The sequence below is a fragment of the Microbacterium sp. HM-570 genome, from assembly GCF_054165885.1.
The window spans coordinates 3,348,812-3,373,287 of sequence record NZ_CM135111.1; the positions used below are offsets into that span (position 1 = coordinate 3,348,812).

The window sequence follows — 24,476 nt, forward strand, 5'->3', positions numbered from 1 at the left end:
CGTGGTTGATAAGGGCGTGGCGGCTCACGCCAGAAAAGAACCCGCAGCGATCCGCACCGACGGCTATGACGAGCACGCGACCGAGCGGTTCCACGCCGAGGAGCACCGGTCGAAGCGCGACGACTTCGCCCGCGACCGGGCTCGCGTGCTGCATTCAGCTGCTCTTCGTCGCCTCGCGGCGAAGACACAGGTGCTCAGCCCCGCCAGCCCGGCCGATTTCGCCCGCAACCGGCTGACCCACTCTCTCGAGGTCGCCCAGGTCGGCCGCGAGCTGGCAACCTGGCTCGAGCTCGCCCCGGATGTCGTGGATGCGGCCTGCCTCAGCCACGATCTCGGGCACCCGCCGTTCGGGCACAACGGCGAGCGTGCGCTCAACGACTGGGCCGATGACATCGGTGGGTTCGAGGGCAATGCGCAGACGCTGCGGATCATCTCGCGGCTCGAACCGAAGGTCATCGACGCAGATGGGCAGAGCGTCGGTCTGAACCTCACGCGGGCGAGCCTCGACGCTACCTGCAAGTACCCGTGGACGTCCGAGCATCCGCTGCCTGACGCCGGCGGACGCCTGAAATACGGCGTCTACGCGGACGACGAGCCCGTTTTCCGCTGGATGCGCGAGGGTGCGCCCGGTCGTGTGCGGTGTATCGAGGCCGAGGTCATGGACCTGGCCGACGACATCGCCTATTCGGTGCACGACTTCGAAGACGCGGTGACGAACGGATACCTCGATCCGCGCCGTCTCTCGGATCCTGCCGAGCATCAGGCGCTCGTCACGGCGCTGCAGGCATGGGTCGGCTTCGACTTCGCCCGGGACGAGCTCGACGATGCGCTGTACCGCCTGACGCGGATGCCCGAGTGGATCACGTCGTTCGACGGATCGCGCGCCGCCCTCGGTCGCCTGAAGAACCTCACGAGTGACCTGATCGGGCGATTCGCGCGCGCTGCTACGACCGCGACGCGTGAGGCATATCCCGCCCGCATGCTGACGCGGTACGGTGCGCACGTGGTCGTGCCGCGGGTCGTCGAGGCTGAGGTCGCCGCGCTCAAGGGCATGGTGGGCGCTTTCGTGGTGTCGATCGATGGACGAAAGACGCTCTACAAGGAGCAGAGGCGGATGCTGAAGCGCCTCGCAACCGCTCTGTGGGAAGCGGGCCCCGCGCAGTTGACCCCAGCGCTTCGCGGCGACTTCCTCGCGGCCGATTCCGATGCCGCCCGTCGACGCGTGATCGTCGATCAGGTGGCAAGCCTGACCGACCAGGACGCCCTGTCGTGGCACGAGCGCCTTCTCGGCGAGGTAGATGCGGGCGCCCTCGGCATCTGGACGCCGGGCTCGCGTCCCTGGTCGAAGGAAAGCTGATGGCGGGGCGGATCGCTCAGGCCGATGTCGAAGAGGTCAAGGCCCGAACGAACATCGTCGACATCGTGGGGGAGCGCGTCGCCCTGAAGTCGGCGGGTGTCGGGTCGATGAAGGGTCTCTGCCCGTTCCACGACGAGCGCAGCCCGAGCTTCCACGTCCGTCCGCAGGTGGGTTTTTACCACTGCTTCGGATGCGGCGAGTCGGGGGACGTCTATACGTTCCTGCGCAAGATGGACCACGTCACGTTCACGGATGCCGTCGAGCGGCTGGCCGCTCGCATCGGCTTCACACTGCACTACGAAGAGGGCGGTGGACCCGCGCCCGAAACGAGCGGGCGGGCACGTCTGTATGCCGCCAACCAGACGGCGGCGGCGTGGTTCCAGAGCCAGCTGTCGACGCCCGAGGCGGAGGCTGCGCGCCGATTTCTCGGTGAGCGCGGGTTCGATGCCGGAGCCGCCGCGCACTTCGGCGTCGGCTATGCCCCGAAGGGGTGGGACAAAGCGCTGAAGGCGCTCACCGCCGAAGGATTCTCGCGCGAAGAGCTCACGACCGCCGGTCTGATGTCTCAAGGTCAGCGGGGCGTCTACGACCGCTTCCGCGGTCGGTTGGTGTGGCCCATCCGTGACGTGACGGGTCAGACCGTCGGCTTCGGTGCGCGTCACCTGTATGAGGACGACCAGGGCCCCAAGTACCTGAACACCCCCGAGACCCCGATCTATCACAAGTCGCAGGTGCTCTACGGGCTCGACCTCGCAAAGCGCGATATCTCCCGCGCCGACCAGGTCGTGGTCGTCGAGGGATACACCGATGTCATGGCCTGCCACCTGGCGGGCATCACGACGGCGATCGCGACCTGTGGCACGGCGTTCGGTACCGACCACATCACGGTGCTGCGGCGCGTGATGGGTGACGACAAGGCTTCGGGCGAGGTCATCTTCACGTTCGATCCGGATGCCGCGGGGCAGAAGGCGGCGCTGCGTGCCTTCGCCGAAGAGAAGCGCTTTTCTGCCCAGACCTATGTCGCCGTTGCGCCCGAAGGACTGGACCCCTGCGATCTGAGGCTGCATCGCGGTGACGCGGCCGTCCGCGCCCTGCTCGAGCACAAGCAGCCGATGTACGAGTTCGTCATCGACCGGCGGATTGCCGACTACGACCTCGCGAGCGTGGAGGGACGTATCGGGGCGCTGCGGGCGGCGGCACCGATCGTCGCAGACATCCGTGACCCGTCGCTCCGCCCCGGATATACCCGGGTGCTCGCTCGTCGCCTCGGCATGGACATCGGCGAGGTGCGTCCGGCTGTCGAGCGTGCGGCCCGAGGCGCGGCGCGGGAGGGCGCCCGTGCCGACCAGGCCGCAGCGCCGGGCACCGCGTCGGAGGGCGGATCCGCCCCGGTCGCCGCGGTCACACTCGCGAACCTGCCGCACACCCCCGACGTTCTGCTCGAACGCGACGCCGTCATGGCGTTCCTGCAGTACGGACACACGGTCCCCGAAGACCTGCGGGCGCGTGCGATCGCCCAGCCGATGCGACACCCGGGGCTCGAGGCCGTCCGCGAGTCGATTGCAACCGGAGACCCCGCACGTGCCGGATGGGCGCTGACGGCGATCGAGAATGTGCGCGAGCCCTATCGTGGGCTGGCGGCAGAACTCCTCGCCGCACCGTTCCCCGCCCGCGACGAACAGAGCGCCCAGGCATCCGCTGTCTCGCTCGCTCGCCGGATGCTGGCCCGCGCGATCGATCGCGAGAAGACCGAGTTGCTCGGTGCGGTCCAGCGTGTTCCGGCGGCCTCAGAGGAGGGGCGAACCTTGAGAATGCGGCTGCGCGACCTCGACGCCCAGCGACACGCGTTGCTCACGGAAGACTGAATTCCCGCCCCGGGCCCATGATCCGGGGCATGATGAAGAGCATGGCCCGGCGTCGAGACATCCCGTTCGCAATTCTTGCGGAGGATCTTTCGCTGGCGCACACGTCCGGTTCTCGTCCGGGTGGCGGTCGCGCGGTCGACGGCGTCTCGTTCGAAATCTTGCCGGGTCGATCGCTCGTCGTCATGGGTTCGACGGGGTCGGGTAAGTCGAGTCTCGCGGTAGCTCTCGCAGGTCGCGGCACCGACGACCTCGCGGTCGTGGGCGGCCAGGCATTCGTCGACGGCGTCTCCATTCGTCACCCCGGTCGCGCGAAGCGTTCGCTGATGTACTACACCGGGTATCTGCCGCAGCGAGCGGGCGCGGATCTACCCGCGCGGTTGACGGCGGGCGAGATCATCACCGAACCGATCACGAGCCGCGACCGCAAGGTCGCTGAACGCGCGCTCGCGCTCGTGGTCGCGTCGATGCTCGATGAGATGCACCTACCGCTGAAGGTGGCCACGCAGTTTCCGTACGAATTGAGCGCCGGGATGCGGCAGCGTGTCGCCCTCGCGCGCGCCCTCGTGCTGCAGCCCCGTGTGTTGATCGCGGATGAACCGCTCGCGAACCTGGACGTCGCATCCCGATCGGCCGTCCTGTCTGCGCTCCGTCAGCGTGCGGCTGATTTCTCCATGGCAACGCTGGCTGTGTCGAACGACGCAGAGCTCGCGAGTGTGCTGAATGCCGACGTCATCGTGCTGCAGCACGGACACATCGTGGCGCAGGGACCACACGATCGTCTGGCGTGGGCGCCGGGCGCCAATGCCGACCCGTGGCTGGTCGCGCCCTGACGTGCAGGTGTCGTTGCGGACGGTTCGGGTTTGCTAGGATAGTGGGGTTGCCCGGCGCGAGTCGGGCGCATTCCTCCATAGCTCAATTGGCAGAGCAATCGGCTGTTAACCGATAGGTTCTTGGTTCGAGTCCAAGTGGGGGAGCAGTGACAGAACTGGCTGCAGGTGGCTGGGTTCTGCTGGTGATCGGGGCCCTCATCGTCGGGTTGTCGAAGGCTGCTCTGCCCGGCGCGAGCACCCTGGCCGTGGCGATCTTCGCAGCGATCCTGCCGGCGAAGCAGTCGACCGCCACCCTGCTCGTTCTGCTCATCGTGGGCGACATCTTTGCGCTCTGGGCCTACCGTCGCCACGCCGACTGGCGAGCTCTCGGTCGGCTGGTCCCCGCGGTCGCTGCGGGTCTCGTGTTGGGCGCGATCTTCCTCGTCGTCGCGGACGATTCCTGGGTGCGCCGCACGATCGGGGTCATCCTGCTCGTCCTCATCGCGGTCACGCTGTGGCGACGCTACGCGCGGCGGGGCGAACCGGCTGTGGACGGTGCGCGCTGGCCGGCGGCAGCGACCTACGGCTCGCTCGGGGGATTCACCACGATGGTCGCGAATGCCGGTGGCCCGGTCATGTCGATGTACTTCCTCGCGTCCGGGTTCCGCGTGATGGCGTTCCTCGGCACCGCCGCGTGGTTCTTCGCGCTCGTCAACCTGACCAAGCTCCCCATCATGTTCGGGCTGGGGCTGATCACGCCAGCGACGTTGTTGATGGATCTGGTCCTCGTCCCGGCGGTGTTGGTCGGTGCATTCGGTGGGCGCTTGATCGCGGGGCGGATCAACCAAACCTGGTTCGAACGCATCGTCATCGCGCTGACGATCGTCGGCGCTCTGTACCTGCTCGTTTGACACGGTTTGGCGGCGCGGCGAGCCCAAATGCTGTCCGAGCCTGCCGAATCGGTCTATTCTCGTGCGCACCATGGATGTGTTCGAGCGGGGCACGATCCGCCAACGACGGTTTCTGGTATTCGTTCGCGCCCAATTACCGCTGTTGGTCGGCACGACGTTTGTGATCGCGAGCGGGTGGGTCGTGGTACCCGAGGTGCGCGGTGATGCGTTCCTCATCGCCGGCGGCCTCATGATCGTGACATCGTGCGTTGTGGGCCTCCTCGTTCCGTGGCATAAGGTCACCGCTCCCGGGCTCGTCGTGCTGGCCCTCGCAGACGTCATCGGCGTCGCTCTTGTCCGGGCCGCACTGTTCCCCTACGTACCCTCGGTCGAGATCTTGGCGATCTTCCCCGTGCTCTGGCTCGCCTACGGCTTCAATCGCGGTGTCATATTCGCCGCGGTCGGCGGCACGATCTTCATCGCCGTGTTCCCCTACCTCGCAGCGTGGACGGTGCCGCAGTCCTCGCTCGAGTGGCTCAACGTGCTGACGCTGCCGGTTCTCGTCATCGGGATCGCCATCCTGGCGAATCTCGCGGCCGACGAACTGCGAACCCGCCGCGCGCGGCTCATTCAGGCCTTCTCCGTTCAGCAGACCGCGCTCGAAGAGGCGCAGGACAGCGAAGCCATCGTGCGCAGCATCCTCGATACGGTGAACGCCGGTGTGGCGTTTTTCGCGGTCGACGGAGAGCTCATCGCCAACGATCGTGCCGCGGACGCTGCCGCCGCAATCGGATTCGATCTCGACGCGAAGCAGTACAGCGGCAACAGGATGTACGGGGCGGATCGGATCACCCCCATCCCGCCGGAAGCACAACCACTCGAACGGGGGCTCCGAGCCGAAGTTGTGGAGCAGGACTTCGCGTGGATCGGACCGGCGCACAAGCAGTCCGCGATGATCACCTCGACCAGTCTCGTGCGGCGGCCGTCCGGGGAGTTGCTCGGCACCGTGGCGGTCATGTACGACGTCACCGAGCTTGCCGAGGCGATCGAGATTCGCGAGGAGTTCTTGCGCACGGCTTCGCACGAGCTCCGCACGCCTCTCACGGCGGCTGTGGGCTACGTGGATCTGCTGGAGGAAGACCCTGAGCTTCCTCCGCGACTGGCCGAGCGGCTCGACACGGTGCGGCGGGGAATCGAGCGCCTCACGACGCGCATCGCCGAACTCATGGCGGCGAGCGACGATGGTGTCGACCTGAATCCTGTGCGGGTCGATGTCGGACAGCTCGTCGAGGAGTGCGTCGATCGTCTTCCGCCGCGCAATCGCGGTCGGGTCATTCGCTTCGGCACCGACGCCGGAGGGATCGAAGCCGACGTGGACCCGCGGCGTCTCTCGCAGGCGATCGGCGAGCTTCTCACGAACGCCATCAAGTTCGGTTCCGAAGAGATGCCCGTGGTGGTGCGCCTCTCGAGTGAGGGCGACGCGATCGAGCTGCGGATCACCGACACGGGCCCCGGGATGTCGCGGGCCGAAATCACTCGCGCATTCGACTCGTTCTACCGGGCCCCGGCGGCCCGGGCACAGGCGATCCAGGGCTTCGGGCTCGGTCTGCACATCGTCCGCAATATCTTCCAGGCCCACGGCGGGGATGTGCAGCTGCGCAGCGAAGTGGGCGTGGGAACGACCGTGATCTGTCGACTTCCCCGGCCGGCCGCTTAGCCGCCGGAGCCCCGGTGGGCGAGTGGGTCCTCGCCGAGCATCCGCCACACCGTACTGGTTAGGGCGGGGTGCTCAAGCGCGATCTGGCGCAGCACACGATAGTGGCGGACGTGCGTCGGCATCCGTCCACCGTCCGCGATGATCGCGTCGGCACGCAGCATGTGCACGACGAGCTCATCGACCGTGGGGAGTTCTTCCATGAAGGCCCAGGGGTCTTCGCCATGGCGAAGGCGCTCTTCGACGACGACGCCGAGTTCTTCGGATGCCTCGGCGCGGAGCACTTCCAGGCTCGCGCGTCGTTCGATCCGTACCTCTTCCACTCTTCGAGCCTACGCGCGATTCGGCGATGGGCGCGAGGCGCGGTCCACGCGGCTCGGCCTACGCGGCTCGCCCTATGCGTCGAGGTCGTCGACGCCGGGCATCCACGACTGCCCGGGCACGCCCCAGCCGCGTTTGCGCACGATCTTGGCGGCCGTCTTCGCGTCGGCGTCGCCGATGCGGTCGACGTAGAGAATCCCGTCGAGGTGATCGAATTCGTGCTGCAGGATGCGTGCGCGCCAGCCATCGACCTCGAGTCGGACGGGCGCGCCTTCGAGATCCGTTCCCGTGACGATGGCGCGGTCGGCGCGGCGCAGCGGGAACCTTTCGCCGGGGAACGACAGGCACCCTTCGCTCTCGTCGTCCGGATCGGGATGACCGGGCTCCGGCGACGTGATCCACAGCTCCGGGTCGATCACGACGCCCCGCCAAGGCGCCCCCTCGTCGTCCTCGTACGAATACACGAAGATCCGCAGCGGCACCCCCACCTGCGGGGCGGCGAGTCCGACGCCGGGTGCGACGTCCATCGTCTCGTGCATGTCGGCGACGAGAGTCCGGATCTCGTCGGTTATGACACCGACGCGAGCTGCGGGGGAATGAAGGACGGGATCACCCAGGATCACGATCGGGAGCACAGCCACGTATCGAGCCTAACCGGAGCGCCTCGGCCCATCGGCATCTGCCTCGGTTAGTGTCGATGAGTGATGTGGGTGGGATCAGTAGAAGAAGTCGGCGAGCAGCTCGTCGGCGCTTTCCAGAATCCAGGCCTGCTCCTGGGTATCCCGCTGGCTCTGGCCGGCGCGGTCTTCATGTCGTTCGGCGCTCTGTATCAGCACCGCGGTGTGGAGAAAGTCGAGCGCCTGAGCGGGCAGGACGGCGCGAGCGGGCTGACGATGCGGCAGATGTCGCGTTTGATCACGCGCCCCTCGTGGGTCGTTGGCACACTGATGCTCGGGATGGCGATTCTCTGCCAGCTGGGTGCATTGACCGTTGCACCGCTCATCGTGGTGCAGCCGCTGGGCGCGATCGCCCTCGTCATCACGACCCTGCTGAACTCGCGTGTGAGCGGCCTGGCGCCGACGAGGCGATCGCTCATGGCGATCGTCGCGTGCGTCGGCGGCATCTTCATCTTCGTGATCATCGCCGCGATCTTCGCGACCGAGCGGCCGCTCAGCGAGAGCGACCTCATCACGGTGCTCGTGATCATGGGCGTCGTGCTCGTCGTCATGATCGCGCTGTGGATCCTGCTGCGCAAGCGGATGCGGGCGTTGTTCTACATCCTGAGTGCGGGCGTCGTCTACGGCTTCGTCGCAACGCTCGCGAAGGTCGTCATCAAACGGGTCGAGGCCGGTGACTTCGAGTGGTTGACATTCGTGTGTCTGCTCGCGCTGCTCGCGGCGACAGGTCTCGGCGCCTACTTCGTCCAGACCGCGTATTCGTCCGGCCCGCCCGACCTCGTGATCGCGGGCCTGACGGTCATCGACCCGATGGTCGCGGTCCTCATCGGTCTGCTCGTGCTCGGTGAGGGCGGCGCCGCGCCACTGTGGGCTCTCATCGGCTTCGCCATCGCGGGGGCCATCGCGGTGTGGGGCGTCATCACCCTGGCGCGCTTCCATCCGCAGGTTCTGTCGCACAGCCAGGAGTTCCCGATCCTCCGCGGGGGATCGACATCCAGCAGTGTTTCACCGCGACCCACGATGGACGATGGCGCGGGTCCCGATCCTCTCGTCTGACGGACGCTAGGCTTTTCCCTACGGGGCGGTGGCCAAGCTGGTCAAGGCAGCGGGCTCATAACCCGACGATCGTGGGTTCAAGTCCCACCCGCCCTACTCCTAGCAAGCACGCGACCCAGCCCTGAAAAAGTTGGACCGTTGATGTTCGCGGCATTTCGATGACGATAGTCGTACCTGATCGGGTTAGCGCCGCAGACTCCCCGGGCCGGCTAATCGCCGAGGGTAGGTGGCCTTGACATCGGCCGTCGGCGCAGCGATACGGTTTGCACGTGCGATGCCAGCTTGTCAACGACGAGGTCCTCGAATAGGTCGCTGGTAAGTGAGGCGCACGTTTCCCGGACGCTCAGTTTCCGCTATGACATCGAGACCAACGTCGATGTCGGCATAGCAAGAAACTTGTACCCCGTTAGGGAGGGTTACTGAACGCATACTCAAGTCTGCCGCGCTCTCGTGTTTGCTACGTAGCCTCACGCGGCAAGACGCGGTCCAGAACCCACCTGTATGCGTAGTCGAGGTTGCCGCCGTCGGCGAGATGGGTGCTCGTCAAGCGTTCGAGCAGGATGTTTGGATCGATCAGATCCGCATCGAGCAGCGCACCAACAAAGTCACGGTCTTTTTGCCTATGCGCTACGAGCTTGGCGACGCACAGGTCGTGTGGTTCGAGGCAGAGTCCCAAACGGGCCGCGCCGTCCGGCCCTTCCGTTGGTACCTCGACGAGCCGTTCTTCCCACAAGTCGGGCAGAGTGGCGGTTCGCCGCCCCACGCCGTCGATATAGAAGCCGTGCGTCTCGTGAAAGATGCTCAACTCCCCGTTGATGTCCAGACGACGAGCGATCGTCTCCGCATCATCGTCGTCGAGCGGCATGATGTCGACTTCGTTCGAAAGCGTGGCTAGGGCGGGTAATTCGTCCTGGTCCCAGGTTCCGAGAACGCTCTGGCTACCGATGATAATGACCTTGTCGCGCATGACAACGTGTGTCGCGGCGCGAATGGCGCGTTCCAGTTCTGAACGGTTCACCGCGCGTACTCGCTACGGCTGTAGACTTCGTCGAGGACAGTGCGCCGCTCCGCCTCTGAGAGCACACCCAAGAACACCCCGAGATTCCGCATCTCTACCGCGTACTCGTCGTCGCCGGCCAGCACAGCGTTGATGCCGTCTACGTCGCGGCTTCGCAGCAATCGCAGCCATTCCGATACGAGATCGCGCGCACCTCCCCGCGTATGCGGAAGGACGCGGTTCGCACCTTCGATCCCGAGCTGGACCACGCGCTCCGGATCTTCACTAAGGTGACGCTGTACGGCCTGATGCAACGCAAGGCTCGTGTAGAACTTGCGATCACGACGCACAGGTGACGGCTTCATAGCTCCTCGATACGCGGCTCGACCTTGTCGTCATGTTACCCCCGGCCGTTCTCGGGATGGGCGTGCCACCGTGAAGGACCGGCCAAACCCTGGTGGTGAGACGAGTTGGGTGAGCGTCGTGCCTGCATACGCGGTTCAGCGTTCGACGTTCGCGACCCTGTCCCACCACAGCGCCGCCTCTGCACGGTTGCGGGGCTCGCGTTCGGCCGCGGCATCGGCGATCCGTTCGCGCGCTGACCAGACCTGGTCGAGCACCGCGGCGCCTGCGCCAGCGGTGTCCGCGAGCGGTGCGATGCCGTCCTGACCCCAGTGTCCCAGTACACCGAGCTGCTTGATGCGGGTGTAGTCGTCAGCGACGAGCCCGACGATCGGTACGCCCGCAGGTGCGGCGAACACGGCCGGGTGGTAGCGACCGGTGATCAGCAGCGCGGACGACCGCGCGAGGCGGGCCGCGGCGCGCGGGTCGCCGGTGGGGATCACCCGCGACGGTGCCGACATCTGCGCCCGCACCTCATCGTGCAGCACGGCGTCACCGCGGGCGGGAGCCGCGGAGTCCAGGCGGCCGAAGTGCGCGTGGAACGCGACCGACTCACCGGTCAGCTCGGCCGCCCGATCGACCAGCCGGGCGATGCCGGCGACGGTCTCGTCGCGCGGAGCACCGCCCAGGCTGAGCGAGAGGCTCACGAGCACTCCCGATCGCGGGGCGTCCGCGTCTTCATCCGCGCCGGGATCGCGGTCGCCCAGGAACGAGGCATCGTCGACGCCCAGGCGCGCAACCACGCCGAGCTCACGCGCCAGCGCCAGAGATGTCTTCTCGCGGACTCCGACGAGGCGAGCGTTCTGCAGGGCACGAGACAGCAGCGTCCGATCGTGCGGCTCGAGGTCCGGACCGAATGTCTGACCCGTGATGACCACGGGACGCCCGAGTTCGCCGGCGATCCGGGCCAACGTCGCCCGCTCATAGATGTGCACCGGCCAGCGCGACGCGAGGTTACCGCCGCCCGCGACGACGACCCCGTCTGTGTCGGCTATCGCCTCGATGACCGCCCGCGCGGGATCATCCGTCCCGAGAAGGGACGGATGCTTCGCCGCAGCCACGACCTCGCGCATCCGGTCCTCCGCGTCGTCACGGTTGAGGACTGCGAATCCGATGCGGGGAACCGCGTCGACGCCGTACCGCGCGGCCGATTCGGCCGGCTCGGCGGACACGGCGACGAGCTCGACGCCGCGAGCGTGCATCTCGTCGCGGAGGGCCTCGACCATCGCCTCGTCACCGATGTGCATCATGCCGTCTGACACGCCGATATCGCCGATAGAGAGAAGCCGCACGAGCACCGGAGCCTAGCCTCCGAAGTCGGCCGACGCCAGCCGAGTCCGATGTCACTCGCGCGGGCTACGATCGGCATGCGGTTGTATTCGGACGACTGTGTTCGGACGAACTCGCGCGCGCGGAGGAGACGACGATGGGCATCCAGACGGCCATGGACGCGGTGTACGCCGCCCCGGGAATCGTGGACGCCATCCGGCTCGCGGACGATGTTGCGTTCGAAGCGGGACGCGACCCTGGTGTTCGTACCCTTCGTCTGCTGGCGAAGGCCCTTGCCAGCGAAGACGACGTCGCGGCCATCACGGCCGTGCACGCCCTGGCTGAGATGTACGACGAGCAGGCGGCCCGAGCTCTCAGTGGGCTGCTCTCGGACGAACGCGGCTTCATCCGTGAACATGCCGCGTGGGCGCTCGGCGCGGGTCTGCCGCGCTTCGATGCGATCGGGCGGCTGCTCGGAATCGTGGCAGCGGGCGGCTTCTCGGGCATGCTCGCGCAAAGGACGCTCGAGAACTGGTCGATCACGATCGGCGAGTCGCTCGCGGTCGCGATCGAGTCGGCTCTTCTGGGGATTCAGGATGCGCCGTCCCGCACGCGCCTCGTCGAGACTCTGGGCCTTGTGCGGGCGCCTATCGCTGCGCGAACGCTGCTCATCTGCGCCAGCGACCCGCACGAGCCGCGCACGGTGCGAATCGCGGCCGTCGCGGCGCTCGGCCAGCGCGCACACTCGGCGGAGGCTGCGTTGCTGCTCGGTGACTTGGCCGATGGTGAGGATGAGCTGGCGGATGCCGCGCGCCTCGCGCTCGTGGACCTCGCGGCTGCGCGCACCGCGGTCGGCCCTGCCCGCAACGGATCCGCACCAACGCCCGGCCCGCTGACCGTGGCACAGCTCTTTCTGCACGCCGACATCGATCCGTCGCTCACGTCGGCGGGCGTCGGCGACAACGGTGGAATCGCGACGTTGCTGGTGCGCCTGGGCGATGCCCTGGTAGCGGATCCCTCGACGGGTGTCCAACGCGTGGTGACCCTGTCGCGTGGCCCGCGCGAACGTGCCGTGATCGACCTCGGCGTCATCGGCATGGACCGCGATGGCCACGTCTACGGTCGGGTCCCGCTGGCCGAACAGCCCGTGCCGTCCGCGGCGGCGTGGTCGCTGCGCGTGCCCGCGCGCCGTGGCATCCGACGCATCCTCCGTGCCGCCGGTCGCATCGACGTGCTGCACCTGCGGATGGCGGACGTGGGCAGTCTTGCCGCGGCGGACGTCGCACGCGAACTCGGCATCCCCGTCGTGTTCACGGTGGCCCCCGATCCGCACGCGGTGATCCAGTCGATGGACCTCTCGGGAACGTTGCACCGATCGGACTTCGGCGAGGTCGACATGCGCGAACATTTCTGGTTCCGCGCCCGGCTCGTGCAGAGCCTCGCATCCAACGCGGCGCACACCGTGCTGTTTCCCCGTCCGAAGCTCGAAGAAGACATGCGGCATCTGGTCGGCATCGACATCGCATCGCACCCCGAACGGCACACGATCGTCGCCGAGGGCGTCGACCTCGAGGTCGTCGAGCGGGCCGTTGCCGAGGTGCGATCGGGCTCCAGCGAAGACGTCCCGCCCGAGGTCCAGCCGCTCCGCGCCCTGCTCGAAGAGCTGCCCGCCGAGCGTCGCGGACTTCCGCTGCTGGTGAGTGTCGGGCGACTGCACCGGGTCAAGGGCATGGCGACCCTCGTAGAGGCCTGGGCGAGCGGGCCGCTGGCCGATCGTGCGAATCTGCTCATCATCGGCGGTGACCTCGAACGCCCGTCGCTCGACGAACGCGAGCAGCTCGAGCGCATCGCGCGGATCGTGCCTGACGCGGATCGCGCCGCGCGCGGCCTCGTGCTGGCTGGGCACCGCTCGAACGACGTCGCGGCGCGATGGTTGGCCGCCGTCCGCTTCGGTCTTCCGGGCCTCGCGGCCGCGGGCGGCGTTTACGTGTGTGCGAGCGTGAAGGAAGAATTCGGGATCGCCTTGCTCGAGGCCATGGCCACCGGTTTGACGGTCGTCGCGCCCGACGGGGGCGGCCCTGCCACCTACGTCACGCGCGGTGATACCGGGGTATTGACGCAGACGTGGGACGTGGCGCGGCTCACCCAGGCGATCGCCGAAGCGCTCGACATCGCCGCCGAGCGCGACGAGTCGCGGTCGGAGCGATCGCACGACATGGTCCGGGAACGCTTCACGATCCAGGGCATGGCTTCGGCACTCGGCCCCGTCTACGGCGGCGTGGCGCGGGAAGAGGCCGAGCTGATCCGGGCCGCGGGGGTGCTCGGGTGACGCTGCTCGTCATCAGCCCGGACTACGCCTCGCATCTGCTTCCCCTCGCGACGCTGGCAACACGGTGGCGCGATGCGGGGGAGCGCGTGGTTGTCGCGACGGGCCCGTCGACGGCGGGAATCGTCGCCGACTTCGGGTTGGAGCGGATTGATCTGACACTGGGGCGGGGCTCGAACCCCGGTGTGATTCGCGCCGAGGAACAACCGCGCGACGAGGGCGCTTCGCTGCGGGGATTCTTCGACGCGACGCGCCGTGGAATGACGCAGACCCTGCGCTACCAGGCACAGGAGCGGCTTACCGACTTGATGTGGGATCCCGTCGGGCGCAGTCGGCGCGTGCTCGAAATCGTCGACGAGGTCCGCCCCGATGCGATCCTCGTTGACCACCTGGCCTTCAGCGCTCGCATGGCATTGCAGACCGCGGGTGTGCCGTACGGCGACGTCGTGCTGGGGCATCCGAGCGCGCTGCCGGTCCCGGGGGAGGTTTACGGCTACCCGCCGTACTGGCCGAGGGCATTCGCGCCATCGCAGGAGGACCTCGACGAGTTGCGTGAACTCTGCGACCGGGTGGCCGCAGGCTTCACGGGGGAGTGGAACCGGGCTGCGCGCGAACTGGACGGTCGGTCGGCCGACGTCGACGACGCCTTCGCAACCCACGGCGGCACCCAGGGCGGCACAATTCTGTACAACTATCCGGCCGAGCTGGCCGCGATCGAGGGGCGGGTGCTCCCGCCGCACGCCTTCCTCGGATCGACGCGCCGCGAAGAAGCCGTTGCCCCCGACATCCTCGAGTGGATCGCTCGAGACGAACCCTACGTCTACGTCAGCTTCGGGAGTTTCCTCTCCGTTCGGGACGACGTTCTCGCGCGCGTTGCCGAGGCCCTCCGCAGTGTGGGCGTGCGAGCCGCGATCGCGACCGGTGCAACCCCGGGCGAGGCGCTCGGCGACGTGCCAGACGGATGGCTCGTGCGTCCCCATCTGCCGCAGGTGCGGCTGCTGAAGAGCGCGGCGGTTGCGGTCAACCACGGCGGCAACAACTCGGTCACCGAGGCGCTCGGAAGCGGCGTGCCGATCCTCGTGCTGCCCTTCTCGACGGATCAGTTCGCGGGCGCCGCGACCATCGAGCGCGCGCGGGTAGGCGTCGCGCTCGACCCGAACTCCGCAAGCCCCGAGGAACTCGCGGACGCGCTCCGCGTGCTGCTCACCGGGGACGCGGATCGGGACGGGGTGGAAGGATCGGACGTCGACCGCGCCCTGTTGCGACGGATAGCCGAAGGCCAGACCGCTCGGCCCGGACCCGAGGTCGCCTACGAGGCGCTGGCGGCAATGCGCTCGCTCACGAGGGATCGCATCGCTTCGGGATCGCCGTCCGCCGACCGGTAGCGCTCCATGAGCGCGGCACTCGCGTCGAACCGGGCGCCAGCTCGTGTCTCGGCGACGTGATGCAGGGCGTAAACGCGACCTTCGTGGCGCTGAGGTGGGCTGCCAAGGAGGGTCTGATGCGCGAGATTCCACGCGGCATCCTCGTACCCCCACCCGCGGAAGCGCTCGTCCTGCCCTCCGTGCCGCTCCCACGTGCGCGGAGTCGTGACGTACACGCCTGAGCACGCGCCGCGGACGAGCTCGAACTCGCACTGTTGTGGGTCCATCCCCGCCAGGTACTGTGCGGTGCCGGTGGCACCGAGCCAGTGATAGGCGGTGTATGGCAGGTGTACGAGGCCGCTCGTCCGCGCGGCAGCAACAGCGGCTCGGAGTGCATCGGCCTCGGGGATCGTGTCCGCGTCGTTGATGATGACCACGTCATCGAGGCTCGCGTCGGCGATGCCCCGGTTCCGGCATGCCGCGAGCACGAAGACGTCGTCGCCCGTGTCCACCGTCTGGACCGTGAACTCGGAGAACTCGCGCGCGTACCAGCTCGTCAGGGCCTCGAAAGCGGTCACGCGGGAGGGCGCGGGGCGCCAGGGGATGATGACGGAAACGGCAGACACGACGTTCAGCCTAAGCGCGTAAATGTGAAAGGAAAATCGCGCCTCGACCCGTGCTTCGCGAGTCGAGGTGGCCTCTATCCGGCCGTGCTTCCTTTCAGATTTACGGAACGGCGGCGCGCCGCGGAATCACAGTGTTGTGATTCCCTTACGCGATGGGCAATAATGGGCCCACAACCGAACAGCAGTCGCCGACACACGTGTCACAGGTCGTAGGGGAAGACGTACCTGAAGAAACGGAAGTGGAAATGGCGACATCATCAGCGCGCGGAGTGATCTATGTCCACTCCGCGCCGCGGGCGCTGTGCCCGCACCTGGAGTGGGCTGTCGGGCGTGCGCTCGGTCGCGCCGTGAATTTCGAGTGGGACGAGCAGCCGGTGCTTCCGGGTGCCCGTCGTGCCGAGTTCTACTGGGAGGGCCCCGTCGGAACCGGCGCCGCCCTGTCGTCGGCGATGCACGGTTGGGAGCACCTCCGCTTCGAGGTGACCGAAGACCCCACCCCGCGCTCGGACGGTGGGCGTTGGTTGCACACGCCGGACCTCGGCATCCACTACGCGCAGACCGACGCGGCCGGCAACGTCGTCATCGGTGAAGATCGCATTCGGTACGCGATGGAGATCGCCGCGGGTGACGCTCGTGAACTTCAGCGCGAACTGGGCGTCGCGCTCGGCCAGGCCTGGGACGATGAGCTCGAGATCTTCCGCCACGCGAGCGACCAGGCTCCCGTGGTGTGGCTCCACAAAGTCGGTTGATGGCGCGAGTCGGTTAGTGACGCGAGCCCGACAACCCAGACATCCCCACACTCGGACCGAACCCATCGTCCGCGCTTGCGCGGCCTGTTGGCTGGGTCAGGATGTGGAACCCCCTGGGGCTCGATCTGCGAGCGTGAGAGCTGTTCAGGATGTCGAGAAGGCCACGACCGCGTTGTGGCCACCGAAGCCGAACGAGTTGCTGATCGCGAGCTGGTCGCCCGAGCCCAGGTCCTGAGGTGCGCCCGAGATCCGGAACGGCACTTCGGGGTCCTGCGTCGTCAGGTTGATCGTCGGAGGCGCTTGGCGCTGACCGATCGCGAGCACAGTGAAGATGGCCTCGAGTGCTCCGGTGCCACCCAACAGGTGCCCCGTGGATGCCTTGGTCGCTGAGACGGGGATCTCTTCCACCCGCGGGCCGAAGATGGCCTTGAGGGCCTGGTACTCGTTCGGGTCACCGACGGGGGTGGAGGTGGCGTGCGCGTTGATGTGCGTGACGTCGTCCGGGGATGCTCCGGCCATCTCCAGCGCCATCGTCACGGCGCGAGCCGCGCCGTGGCCCTCGGGGTCGTTGGCCGTGATGTGGTACGAATCGGCCGTGACGCCGCCGCCGACAACGTACGCGTAGATCTTTGCGCCGCGCGCCTTGGCGTGGTCTTCCGTCTCGAGGATGAGTGCGCCGGCACCCTCGCCCATGACGAAGCCGTCGCGGTCGATGCTGCCGGGTCGCGATGCGGTCGCGGGGTCGTCATTGCGGCGCGAGAGCGCCTGCATCGACGCGAACGACGCGACGGTGATGGGGTGGATGGCCGACTCGGTGCCGCCCGCGATGACGACGTCTGCGAGCCCGTCCTGCAGGTGCTCCACGGCGTTGACGATCGACTCTGTGCTCGACGCGCAGGCGCTCGCGACGGTGCGGGCAAAGGCACGCGCACCGAAGTGGAGCGACAGGTTTCCGGCCGCCGCATTGGGCATGAGCATCGGCACCGTCATCGGCATGACGCGGCGGGGCCCCTTCTCGCGGAGGGTGTCCCACGCGTCGAGGAGTGTCCACACGCCGCCGATGCCGGTCGCGAAGTCGACTCCGAGGCGTTCAGGGTCCACCTCGGGTGCTCCGGCATCCTCCCACGCCTCCATCGCTGCGACGAGGGCGAACTGGGACGCCGGGTCGAGCCGCTTGGCGGTCGGTCGGGGCAGGACCTCTTCGGGGCGCACGATCGCCTCGGCGGCGAACGTGACAGGTAGCTCGTACTTCGCTACCCACTCGTGCTCGAGCGTGCGTGCGCCGGACACTCCGGCGAGCAGTGCGGTCCAGCTGTCGGGGGCGGTGCCGCCGAGCGGTGAAGAGGCACCGATCCCGGTGACGACGATGCGCTTGGTGGTCATGACACGAATCCTCAGGCGTTGCTGTCGCTCTCGGGGGCCGGCTGGCCCCCGAGAGGGTGGATCAGGACTGGTTCGACGTGATGAACGTCACGGCGTCGCCGACGGTCTTGAGGTTCTTGACCTCGTCGTCGGGGATGGTGACGCCGAACTTCTCTTCTGCGTTGACGACGATCGTCATCATCGAGATGGAGTCGATGTCGAGGTCGTCGGTGAAGGACTTCTCGAGGGCGACGTCGTCGGCCGAGATGCCGGTTTCGTCGGTGATGAGCTCAGCGAGCCCGGCAAGCACCTCATCGGTGGAAAAGGCCATGGTGTCTCCTTGGTTCTGGATCTAGATGGGGGTTCTGGAGTCGTGTCGGCGACCGCAAGTCAGTCTAGGGCGGCGATCCGCCCGGTCATGGCAGCACCACGACCTGCGCGCCGAACACCAGACCTGCGCCGAAACCGATCTGCAGGGCGAGTCCGCCACTGATCTCGGGGTGTTCCTGCAGCAGGCGGTGCGTTGCGAGCGGGATGGACGCCGCCGAGGTGTTGCCGGTCGTCTCGATGTCGCGCCCGATCACGACGGTCTCGGGCAGTTTCAGCTGCTTGGCGAATTCGTCGATGATGCGCATGTTCGCCTGGTGGGGCACGAAGGCGGATAGATCGGATGCCTCGACACCGGCCGCTTCGAGCGCCTGGCGGGCGACCTTCACCATTTCCCACACCGCCCACCGGAAGACCGTCGGGCCTTCCTGTCGGAGGGTGGGCCAGGCGGCGGTACCGTCGCGGTACTCGATGAGCGTGTGGTCCATGCCGACGGCGTCTGCTTTGGAGCCATCCGATCCCCACACCGTCGGGCCGATTCCGGGGGTGTCGCTCGGTCCGACGACCGCCGCGCCGGCTCCATCGCCCAGCAGGAATGAGATGCTGCGGTCGGTGGGGTCGACGACGTCGCTGAGCTTCTCCGCGCCGATGACGACGGCGTACCGCGCGATGCCTCCGCGGATCAGGGCGTCGGCCTGCGCGACGCCGTACGAGAATCCGGCACAAGCGGCGTTGAGGTCGTAGGCGGCTGCGGGGTTAGCGCCGACGCGGTCGGCGACGACGGCCGAGATCGACGGTGTCTGCCGGGGGTTGCTGATCGTCGCGACGATCACGAGGTCGATGTCTTCCGGCGCGACGCCAGAGGAGGCGATCGCCTCGGCGGCGGCGTCCGTCGCGAGGTCGAGGGCACTCGTGCCGGCTTCGGCGCGCGTACGCGTGATGATGCCGGTGCGTTGACGGATCCACTCGTCGCTCGAGTCGATCGGTCCGACGAGGGCATCGTTGTCGACGACGAGCTCGCCACGGGCTGCACCGTACGCGTAGATGCGCGTGTGGGCGACACCCGTGGTCTGGGTCAGCGGTGCGGGCGAGATCATGCGTTGTCCTTCGAGAGCAGTTCCACGGCCGCATCGAGGTCGTCGGGGGTCTTGACCGCTACCGACGGGATGCCCCGGAGCCCGCGTTTGGCGAGCCCGGTCAGTGTACCGGCGGGCGTCAGTTCGACGAGGCCCGTGATACCGGCATCCGAGAATCCGGTCATGCACAGGTCCCAGCGGACGGGCGAGGCCACCTGACCGACCAACAGGTCGAGGGCCGTGCTGCCGGAGGTGACGATCGAGCCGTCACTGTTGGACCACAGGGTGAGGGTCGGGTCGCTCACCGTGACGATGCCAGCGGCGGTGCGGAGCCGCTCGACCGCGGGTGCCATGTACGACGTGTGGAATGCGCCGGCGACCTGCAGGGGGATGACGCGGGCTCCGCGGGGAGGATCCACGGCCAGTGCCTCCAGCGCGGCGGGCGCACCCGCGGCAACGATCTGTCCACCACCGTTGAAGTTGGCGGGAGTCAGCGCGAGCTCTTCCAGTCGGGTGAGGACAGCTGCCTCGTCACCGCCGACGATGGCGCTCATGCCGGTCGGCTCGAGGGCCGCTGCGTCCGCCATCGCACGCCCGCGGATGCCGACCAGCTTCATTCCCTCGTATGCCGAGATGACCCCGGCGACGACGAGCGCCGCGATCTCACCGACCGAGTGGCCCGCTGCGCCGCCCGGGGTGGGCGCCCCGCGCTCATCGAGCTTCATCCACGCGAGCAGGCTCGCGGCGACGATCAACGGCTGCGCGATGCGCGTGTCGCGGATGGTGTCGGCGTCGGACACGGTGCCGTGCAGGATCAGATCGACCTCTGCGGCGTCAGAGAACACGGTGAGCAGCTCTCGCGCGCCATCGAGTTCCAGCCACGGGGAGAGGAATCCAGGAGTTTGAGAGCCCTGACCCGGGCAAGCTACAACGATCACTAGCCCAGTCTGTCAACTCGACCGGGGTCGGTCTTGGCGCAGTCCTACGAAGAAAGTCCGGAACGTTTGTGCGTGGCTGACACTGAAGAGCGCCTGCGCGTGTCGGTCGCCGCGATTTGACCCAGGATCAGGGCCGACTGCAGGATGAGCGCCTCTCGGGCACCCGTGGCGTCCCAGCCGATCACCTCGCTGACGCGCTTCAGGCGGTAGCGGACGGTGTTCGGGTGTACGAAAAGCTCGCGCGCGGTCGCCTCGAGCGAGCGACCGTTGTCGAGGTAGCTCCACAGGGTCGTGACGAGATCGGGGGAGTGCGCCTGCAGGGGCCGATAGATCCGCTCGACGAGCGTCTGCCTAGCCAGCGCATCGCCGGCCAGGGCGCGCTCGGGCAGCAGGTCGTCGGCCTCGACGGGTCGAGGAGCGTTCCGCCAAGCACGCGCCACGGCGAAACCCGCGAGGGCCGCGCGCGCGCTCGCACTGGCATCGACGAGGGCCGGCACAGCCGGGCCGAGCACGAGGTGGCCGGGTCCGAATCCGGGCTCGAGTCGCGTCGCGATCTCGGGGAAGGGCAGGTCGGGTATCGGTTCTTCACCGCGGGCGACCGAGTCCGAGCGGCCCATGACCAGCACGAGCCGCGAACCCTGTACGCCGATCAGCACGTCCACACCGAGCTTGCGTGCGATGCGACGCAGGTGGTCGACGTCGAACTGTGAAGGCGTCGTGCCGACCAGAACGCAGACCTCGCCATGTCCGTGCCACCCGAGCGCCGCGATGCGGCTCGGCAGCTCGGCATCGGCTTCGCCCGTCAGGATCGAGTCGACGACCAGCGCCTCGAGCCGTGCGTCCCACAACCCGCGCGCTTCGGCCGCCCGGGCGTAGACATCCGCTGCCGCGAAGGCGACATCACGCGAGTACTTCAGGATCGCCTCGCGGATGCTTCCGCCCCGGCCGGTCACACGCTCTTCCGTGACCTCGACCGTCACCCGGATGAGCTGGAGCGTCTGCTGCAGGCTGACGCTCCGCAGCAACTCGCGCGGGGCGGCGGCGAAGATGTCCGCCGCGATCCAGGGGGTCGACTCGGGATCTTCGTACCACTGGATGAACGAGCTGATGCCGGCCTGCGCCACGAGGCCGACGGCGGACCGTCGCCCGGGCGGCATCTCGCGATACCAGGGCAGCGTGTCCTCGAGGCGGTTGAGCGTCGCCGTGGCGAGGTCGCCGGAGATGCGACGCAGCCAGGTGAGCGTCGCCGCTTTCTCATCGGCCACCGTCTTGGCGATCGCCGCTTCGTCGTCGGCGTCTGTGTTCTCCGGCACGCCGGTCAGCTCTCGCCGCCCGCGTTCCCGCTCGTTCCCGCGGTCACGTCGAACAGCCGGTACTTCTCGATGGCCTGGGCGACGAGCGAACGGTCGACCGCGCCCTGCTGCGCGAGTGCTTGCAGCGCCCGCACGACGATCGAGGGACCGTCGATCTTGAAGAAGCGTCGAGCGGCGGCACGGGTGTCCGAGAAGCCGAAGCCGTCGGCGCCGAGAGTGTAGAAGTCATGCTGCACCCAGGGCCGGATCTGGTCCTGGACGGCGTGCATGAAGTCGCTCACGGCGATGACCGGGCCGGGTGCGCCGGCCAGCTTCTCGGTGATGTAGGCCGTCTTCGGCTCTTCTTCCGGGTGCAGGAAGTTGTGCTCGTCAGTGGCCAGACCGTCGCGGCGGAGCTCTGTCCAGGACGTGACGGACCAGACATCCGCTGCCACACCCCAGTCGTCGCGCAGCAGTTGCTGGGCTTCCTTGGCCCACGGCACACCGACGCCCGACGCGAGCAGCTGGGCGCGTGCGCCGTCGCCCTCGCCGGTCGAGATGCGGTGGATGCCTCGCACAATGCCATCCACGTCGACGCCCTCGGGCTCGGCGGGCTGCACGATCGGCTCGTTGTAGACAGTCAGGTAGTACATGACGTTCGGGTCCGGGTGCTCGCCGCCGTACATCCGCTCGATGCCCGAGCGCACGATGTGTGCGATCTCGTAGCCGTAGGCCGGGTCATACGACACCGTTGCGGGGTTCGTCGAAGCGAGCAGGTGCGAGTGGCCGTCGGCGTGCTGCAGGCCTTCGCCGGTGAGCGTGGTGCGCCCAGCAGTGGCGCCGATGATGAATCCGCGCGCCATCTGGTCGCCCGCGGCCCACTGAGCGTCGCCCGTGCGCTGGAAGCCGAACATCGAGTAGAAGACGTAGACCGGGATGAGCGGCTCGCCGTGGGTCGAGTACGACGTTCCGACACCGGTGAACGCCGCAACCGCGCCCGCCTCGTTGATACCCACGTGCAGGATCTGCCCCTGCGGGCTCTCCTTGTACGCCAGCAGCAGCTCGCGGTCGACCGAGGTGTAGTGCTGACCGTTCGGGTTGTAGATCTTCGCCGTGGGGAAGAACGCGTCCATACCGAACGTGCGTGCCTCGTCGGGGATGATCGGAACGATGCGGTGGCCGAAGTCCTTCGCCCGAAGCAGGTCCTTCAGGAGACGCACGAACGCCATGGTCGTCGCGATCTCTTGCGTTCCCGAGCCCTTCTTCGGCATCGCGTAGGCCGAGTCATCCGGCAACGTGAGGCCGACGTGGGTCGAGCGACGCTCGGGAAGGAACCCGCCGAGATTGCGGCGACGCTCCAGCAGGTACTGGATCGTCTCGTCCTTCTCGCCCGGGTTGTAGTACGGGGGCGTGTAGGGGTTCTCTTCGAGCTGCGCGTCCGTGATGGGGATGTGCATCGCATCGCGGAAGTGCTTGAGGTCCTCGAGCGTCATCTTCTTCATCTGGTGGGTCGCGTTGCGGCCCTCGAAGTGGGGACCGAGGCCGTAGCCCTTGATGGTCTTGGCGATGATGACGGTCGGCTGGCCCTTGTGTTCGACGGCCGCCTTGAACGCCGCGTAGACCTTGCGGTAGTCGTGGCCGCCGCGCTTGAGGTTCCAGACCTGGTCGTCGGTGTAGTCCTTGACAAGGGCGAGCGCGCGCTCGTCGCGACCGAAGAAGTTCTCACGCACGTAGGCGCCGTTCTCGGTCTTGTACGTCTGGAAGTCGCCGTCGGGGGTAACGTTCATGAGGTTTCGTAGGGCGCCGTCCGTGTCGCGGGCGAGCAAATCGTCCCATTCGCGACCCCAGACGACCTTGATGACGTTCCATCCGGCGCCGCGGAAGAAGCTCTCGAGTTCCTGGATGATCTTGCCGTTGCCGCGCACCGGGCCATCGAGGCGCTGAAGGTTGGCGTTGACCACGAAGGTCAGGTTGTCGAGACCCTCGTTCGCCGCGACCTGGAGCTGGCCGCGGCTTTCGACCTCGTCCATTTCGCCGTCACCCAGGAATGCCCACACATGACCGTCCGAGACATCCTTGATTCCTCGGTTGGTCAGGTACTTGTTCGTCATCGCCTGGTAGATCGCGTTGATCGGGCCAAGACCCATCGACACGGTCGGGAACTGCCAGAACTCCGGCATCAGACGCGGGTGCGGGTAGGAAGGGATGCCGTTGGGCGCCGCGGACTTCTCCTGGCGGAAGCCGTCGAGCTGCGCCTCGGTCAACCGGCCTTCGAGGAAAGCGCGGGCGTAGGTACCGGGGGAGGCGTGACCCTGGATGAAGATCTGGTCGCCGCCCGAGGGGTGGTCGGCGCCGCGGAAGAAGTGGTTGAACCCGACCTCGTAGAGCGCGGCCGACGAGGCGTATGTCGAGATGTGTCCGCCGACGCCGATGCCCGGGCGCTGTGCGCGGTGCACCGTGACGGCGGCGTTCCAGCGGATCCAGGCGCGGTAACGGCGCTCGATCTCTTCGTCGCCCGGAAACTCGGGCTCGTTCTCGGGCGCGATGGTGTTGATGTAGTCCGTCGTCGGGACCATCGGGACGCCGAGGTGCAGATCATGCGACTTCTTCAGAAGGCTGAGCATCACCTCTCGTCCGCGGCCGTGGCCCTTCGCGTCGACGAGCTGCTGCAGGGATTCCTGCCACTCGGAAGTCTCTTCCGGGTCGCTGTCTTCGTGGTTCTGCGAGTAGGGATCCTGGTCGTGAACAGTCACACGTGACCTCTCTTCGTGCCGGCAGATCGTGCCGGGGGAGTCTTGGCGGCGGCGTCTCGGCTTGTGGGCCGGGCGGGAACGCACACCTCTCTCAGCCTAGTCAGTTCCGGGCATCCCGCGCCCGTCTGGAGGGAGAGGGTGCGCGGACCATATCTGTCGACGTGGTCCGATCTTCTAGACTGATCCCGAGGGCCTTTAGCTCAGCTGGTAGAGCGCCACGTTTACACCGTGGATGTCGTCGGTTCGATCCCGGCAGGGCCCACACTCAGTACCGTGGCGAGGTTGTCGCCATGTGTGGGATGGACC

The 24,476-nt window shown here is 67.5% G+C and carries 21 protein-coding genes and 3 tRNA genes; 12 read left to right on the forward strand and 12 right to left on the reverse strand.

All coding sequences use genetic code 11. The annotated features are described in order from the left end of the window. Position 1 precedes the first annotated feature (1 nt). The 6 genes from ACT9TC_RS15985 to ACT9TC_RS16010 all read left to right on the forward strand — a co-directional run bounded on the left by ACT9TC_RS15985 (position 2) and on the right by ACT9TC_RS16010 (position 6,638). Positions 2–1,357, forward strand: a complete 1,356-nt coding sequence (locus tag ACT9TC_RS15985) for a deoxyguanosinetriphosphate triphosphohydrolase (RefSeq protein WP_458041422.1) — start codon at positions 2–4, stop codon at positions 1,355–1,357. Then, the gene (gene dnaG, locus ACT9TC_RS15990) at positions 1,357–3,222 is read left to right on the forward strand and encodes a DNA primase (RefSeq protein WP_458041423.1); all 1,866 of its coding nucleotides are present in this window, start codon (positions 1,357–1,359) and stop codon (positions 3,220–3,222) included. Before ACT9TC_RS15985 ends, dnaG begins: the two co-directional genes overlap by 1 nt. 29 nt (positions 3,223–3,251) lie before the next feature. Continuing rightward, a complete protein-coding gene (locus tag ACT9TC_RS15995; RefSeq protein ID WP_458041424.1) occupies positions 3,252–4,052 on the forward strand; it encodes an ATP-binding cassette domain-containing protein in 801 nt (266 codons plus the stop codon). A 71-nt stretch (positions 4,053–4,123) separates the two neighbouring features. Continuing rightward, positions 4,124–4,196 (forward strand) — tRNA-Asn (locus tag ACT9TC_RS16000). Between the two features lie 2 nt (positions 4,197–4,198). Next, positions 4,199–4,942: a sulfite exporter TauE/SafE family protein gene (locus ACT9TC_RS16005; protein WP_458041425.1), complete on the forward strand. Its 744-nt coding sequence runs from the start codon at positions 4,199–4,201 to the stop codon at positions 4,940–4,942. A gap of 70 nt (positions 4,943–5,012) precedes the next feature. Then, entirely contained in the window at positions 5,013–6,638 is a 1,626-nt protein-coding gene (locus ACT9TC_RS16010) for a sensor histidine kinase (protein ID WP_458041426.1), read from the forward strand. On the opposite strand, the gene ACT9TC_RS16015 is transcribed toward ACT9TC_RS16010, so the two are convergent. Then, positions 6,635–6,958 carry a tryptophan synthase subunit alpha gene (locus ACT9TC_RS16015; protein WP_458041427.1) on the reverse strand — a complete coding sequence of 108 codons (324 nt, stop codon included), beginning with the start codon at positions 6,956–6,958 and terminating at the stop codon, positions 6,635–6,637. The two genes, ACT9TC_RS16010 and ACT9TC_RS16015, sit on opposite strands and share 4 nt — an antisense overlap. A 72-nt stretch (positions 6,959–7,030) precedes the next feature. Further along, positions 7,031–7,597, reverse strand: a complete 567-nt coding sequence (def, locus tag ACT9TC_RS16020) for a peptide deformylase (RefSeq protein ID WP_458041428.1) — start codon at positions 7,595–7,597, stop codon at positions 7,031–7,033. Between the two features lie 63 nt (positions 7,598–7,660). Here def and ACT9TC_RS16025 point away from each other — a divergent pair, with 63 nt between their 5' ends. Both ACT9TC_RS16025 and ACT9TC_RS16030 read left to right on the forward strand, forming a co-directional pair. Beyond that, a complete protein-coding gene (locus ACT9TC_RS16025) occupies positions 7,661–8,689 on the forward strand; it encodes a DMT family transporter (protein WP_458041429.1) in 1,029 nt (342 codons plus the stop codon). Positions 8,690–8,711: 22 nt separating this feature from the next. After that, positions 8,712–8,785, forward strand: a tRNA-Ile gene (locus ACT9TC_RS16030). 361 nt (positions 8,786–9,146) lie between these two features. On the opposite strand, the gene ACT9TC_RS16035 is transcribed toward ACT9TC_RS16030, so the two are convergent. The 3 genes from ACT9TC_RS16035 to ACT9TC_RS16045 form a co-directional block, all read right to left on the reverse strand. After that, positions 9,147–9,707: a DUF6036 family nucleotidyltransferase gene (locus tag ACT9TC_RS16035; RefSeq protein WP_458041430.1), complete on the reverse strand. Its 561-nt coding sequence runs from the start codon at positions 9,705–9,707 to the stop codon at positions 9,147–9,149. Continuing rightward, entirely contained in the window at positions 9,704–10,051 is a 348-nt protein-coding gene (locus tag ACT9TC_RS16040; protein ID WP_458041431.1) for a hypothetical protein, read from the reverse strand. Before ACT9TC_RS16040 ends, ACT9TC_RS16035 begins: the two co-directional genes overlap by 4 nt. Positions 10,052–10,186: 135 nt before the next feature. Continuing rightward, positions 10,187–11,380 carry a polysaccharide pyruvyl transferase family protein gene (locus tag ACT9TC_RS16045; protein ID WP_458041432.1) on the reverse strand — a complete coding sequence of 398 codons (1,194 nt, stop codon included), beginning with the start codon at positions 11,378–11,380 and terminating at the stop codon, positions 10,187–10,189. 134 nt (positions 11,381–11,514) lie between these two features. On the opposite strand from ACT9TC_RS16045, the gene ACT9TC_RS16050 reads away from it, so the two are divergent. Further along, positions 11,515–13,686, forward strand: a complete 2,172-nt coding sequence (locus ACT9TC_RS16050) for a glycosyltransferase (protein ID WP_458041433.1) — start codon at positions 11,515–11,517, stop codon at positions 13,684–13,686. After that, a complete protein-coding gene (locus tag ACT9TC_RS16055) occupies positions 13,683–15,068 on the forward strand; it encodes a glycosyltransferase (protein WP_458041434.1) in 1,386 nt (461 codons plus the stop codon). The genes ACT9TC_RS16050 and ACT9TC_RS16055 overlap by 4 nt, the downstream gene beginning before the upstream one ends. Here the strand turns inward: ACT9TC_RS16055 and ACT9TC_RS16060 are convergent. Next, complete coding sequence (locus ACT9TC_RS16060) at positions 14,993–15,673, reverse strand: hypothetical protein (RefSeq protein WP_458041435.1); 681 nt, start codon at positions 15,671–15,673, stop codon at positions 14,993–14,995. The genes ACT9TC_RS16055 and ACT9TC_RS16060 overlap by 76 nt on opposite strands. A gap of 245 nt (positions 15,674–15,918) precedes the next feature. Here ACT9TC_RS16060 and ACT9TC_RS16065 point away from each other — a divergent pair, with 245 nt between their 5' ends. Continuing rightward, complete coding sequence (locus ACT9TC_RS16065; RefSeq protein WP_100813162.1) at positions 15,919–16,422, forward strand: DUF3145 domain-containing protein; 504 nt, start codon at positions 15,919–15,921, stop codon at positions 16,420–16,422. A 144-nt stretch (positions 16,423–16,566) separates the two neighbouring features. Here the strand turns inward: ACT9TC_RS16065 and ACT9TC_RS16070 are convergent, their stop codons facing one another. The 6 genes from ACT9TC_RS16070 to aceE all read right to left on the reverse strand — a co-directional run bounded on the left by ACT9TC_RS16070 (position 16,567) and on the right by aceE (position 24,170). Beyond that, on the reverse strand, positions 16,567–17,805 hold the full coding sequence (locus ACT9TC_RS16070) for a beta-ketoacyl-[acyl-carrier-protein] synthase family protein (protein ID WP_458041436.1): 1,239 nt from the start codon (positions 17,803–17,805) through the stop codon (positions 16,567–16,569). A 61-nt stretch (positions 17,806–17,866) separates the two neighbouring features. Continuing rightward, complete coding sequence (locus ACT9TC_RS16075; protein ID WP_036297167.1) at positions 17,867–18,115, reverse strand: acyl carrier protein; 249 nt, start codon at positions 18,113–18,115, stop codon at positions 17,867–17,869. A gap of 85 nt (positions 18,116–18,200) precedes the next feature. Next, positions 18,201–19,208, reverse strand: coding sequence for a beta-ketoacyl-ACP synthase III (locus ACT9TC_RS16080; RefSeq protein ID WP_458041437.1), 1,008 nt, complete (start codon positions 19,206–19,208; stop codon positions 18,201–18,203). Beyond that, positions 19,205–20,125, reverse strand: coding sequence for an ACP S-malonyltransferase (locus ACT9TC_RS16085; protein ID WP_458041438.1), 921 nt, complete (start codon positions 20,123–20,125; stop codon positions 19,205–19,207). Before ACT9TC_RS16085 ends, ACT9TC_RS16080 begins: the two co-directional genes overlap by 4 nt. A gap of 44 nt (positions 20,126–20,169) precedes the next feature. Beyond that, entirely contained in the window at positions 20,170–21,438 is a 1,269-nt protein-coding gene (locus tag ACT9TC_RS16090) for a PucR family transcriptional regulator (RefSeq protein ID WP_458041439.1), read from the reverse strand. A 5-nt stretch (positions 21,439–21,443) separates the two neighbouring features. Continuing rightward, positions 21,444–24,170, reverse strand: a complete 2,727-nt coding sequence (aceE, locus tag ACT9TC_RS16095; protein ID WP_458041440.1) for a pyruvate dehydrogenase (acetyl-transferring), homodimeric type — start codon at positions 24,168–24,170, stop codon at positions 21,444–21,446. A 189-nt stretch (positions 24,171–24,359) separates the two neighbouring features. On the opposite strand from aceE, the gene ACT9TC_RS16100 reads away from it, so the two are divergent. Beyond that, positions 24,360–24,432 (forward strand) — tRNA-Val (locus tag ACT9TC_RS16100). The last annotated feature ends 44 nt before the right edge of the window (positions 24,433–24,476 follow it).

Excerpts from the sequence above, each read along its gene's own strand:
- ACT9TC_RS16075 (WP_036297167.1), bottom strand. The coding sequence starts at position 18,115 with ATGGCCTTTTCCACCGATGAGGTGCTTGCCGGGCTCGCTGAGCTCATC.
- ACT9TC_RS16040 (WP_458041431.1), bottom strand. The coding sequence starts at position 10,051 with ATGAAGCCGTCACCTGTGCGTCGTGATCGCAAGTTCTACACGAGCCTT.
- ACT9TC_RS16070 (WP_458041436.1), bottom strand. The coding sequence starts at position 17,805 with ATGACCACCAAGCGCATCGTCGTCACCGGGATCGGTGCCTCTTCACCG.
- ACT9TC_RS16025 (WP_458041429.1), top strand. The coding sequence starts at position 7,661 with ATGTGGGTGGGATCAGTAGAAGAAGTCGGCGAGCAGCTCGTCGGCGCT.
- ACT9TC_RS15995 (WP_458041424.1), top strand. The coding sequence starts at position 3,252 with ATGATGAAGAGCATGGCCCGGCGTCGAGACATCCCGTTCGCAATTCTT.
- ACT9TC_RS16010 (WP_458041426.1), top strand. The coding sequence starts at position 5,013 with ATGGATGTGTTCGAGCGGGGCACGATCCGCCAACGACGGTTTCTGGTA.
- ACT9TC_RS16050 (WP_458041433.1), top strand. The coding sequence starts at position 11,515 with ATGGGCATCCAGACGGCCATGGACGCGGTGTACGCCGCCCCGGGAATC.
- ACT9TC_RS16080 (WP_458041437.1), bottom strand. The coding sequence starts at position 19,208 with ATGATCTCGCCCGCACCGCTGACCCAGACCACGGGTGTCGCCCACACG.
- dnaG (WP_458041423.1), top strand. The coding sequence starts at position 1,357 with ATGGCGGGGCGGATCGCTCAGGCCGATGTCGAAGAGGTCAAGGCCCGA.
- ACT9TC_RS16065 (WP_100813162.1), top strand. The coding sequence starts at position 15,919 with ATGGCGACATCATCAGCGCGCGGAGTGATCTATGTCCACTCCGCGCCG.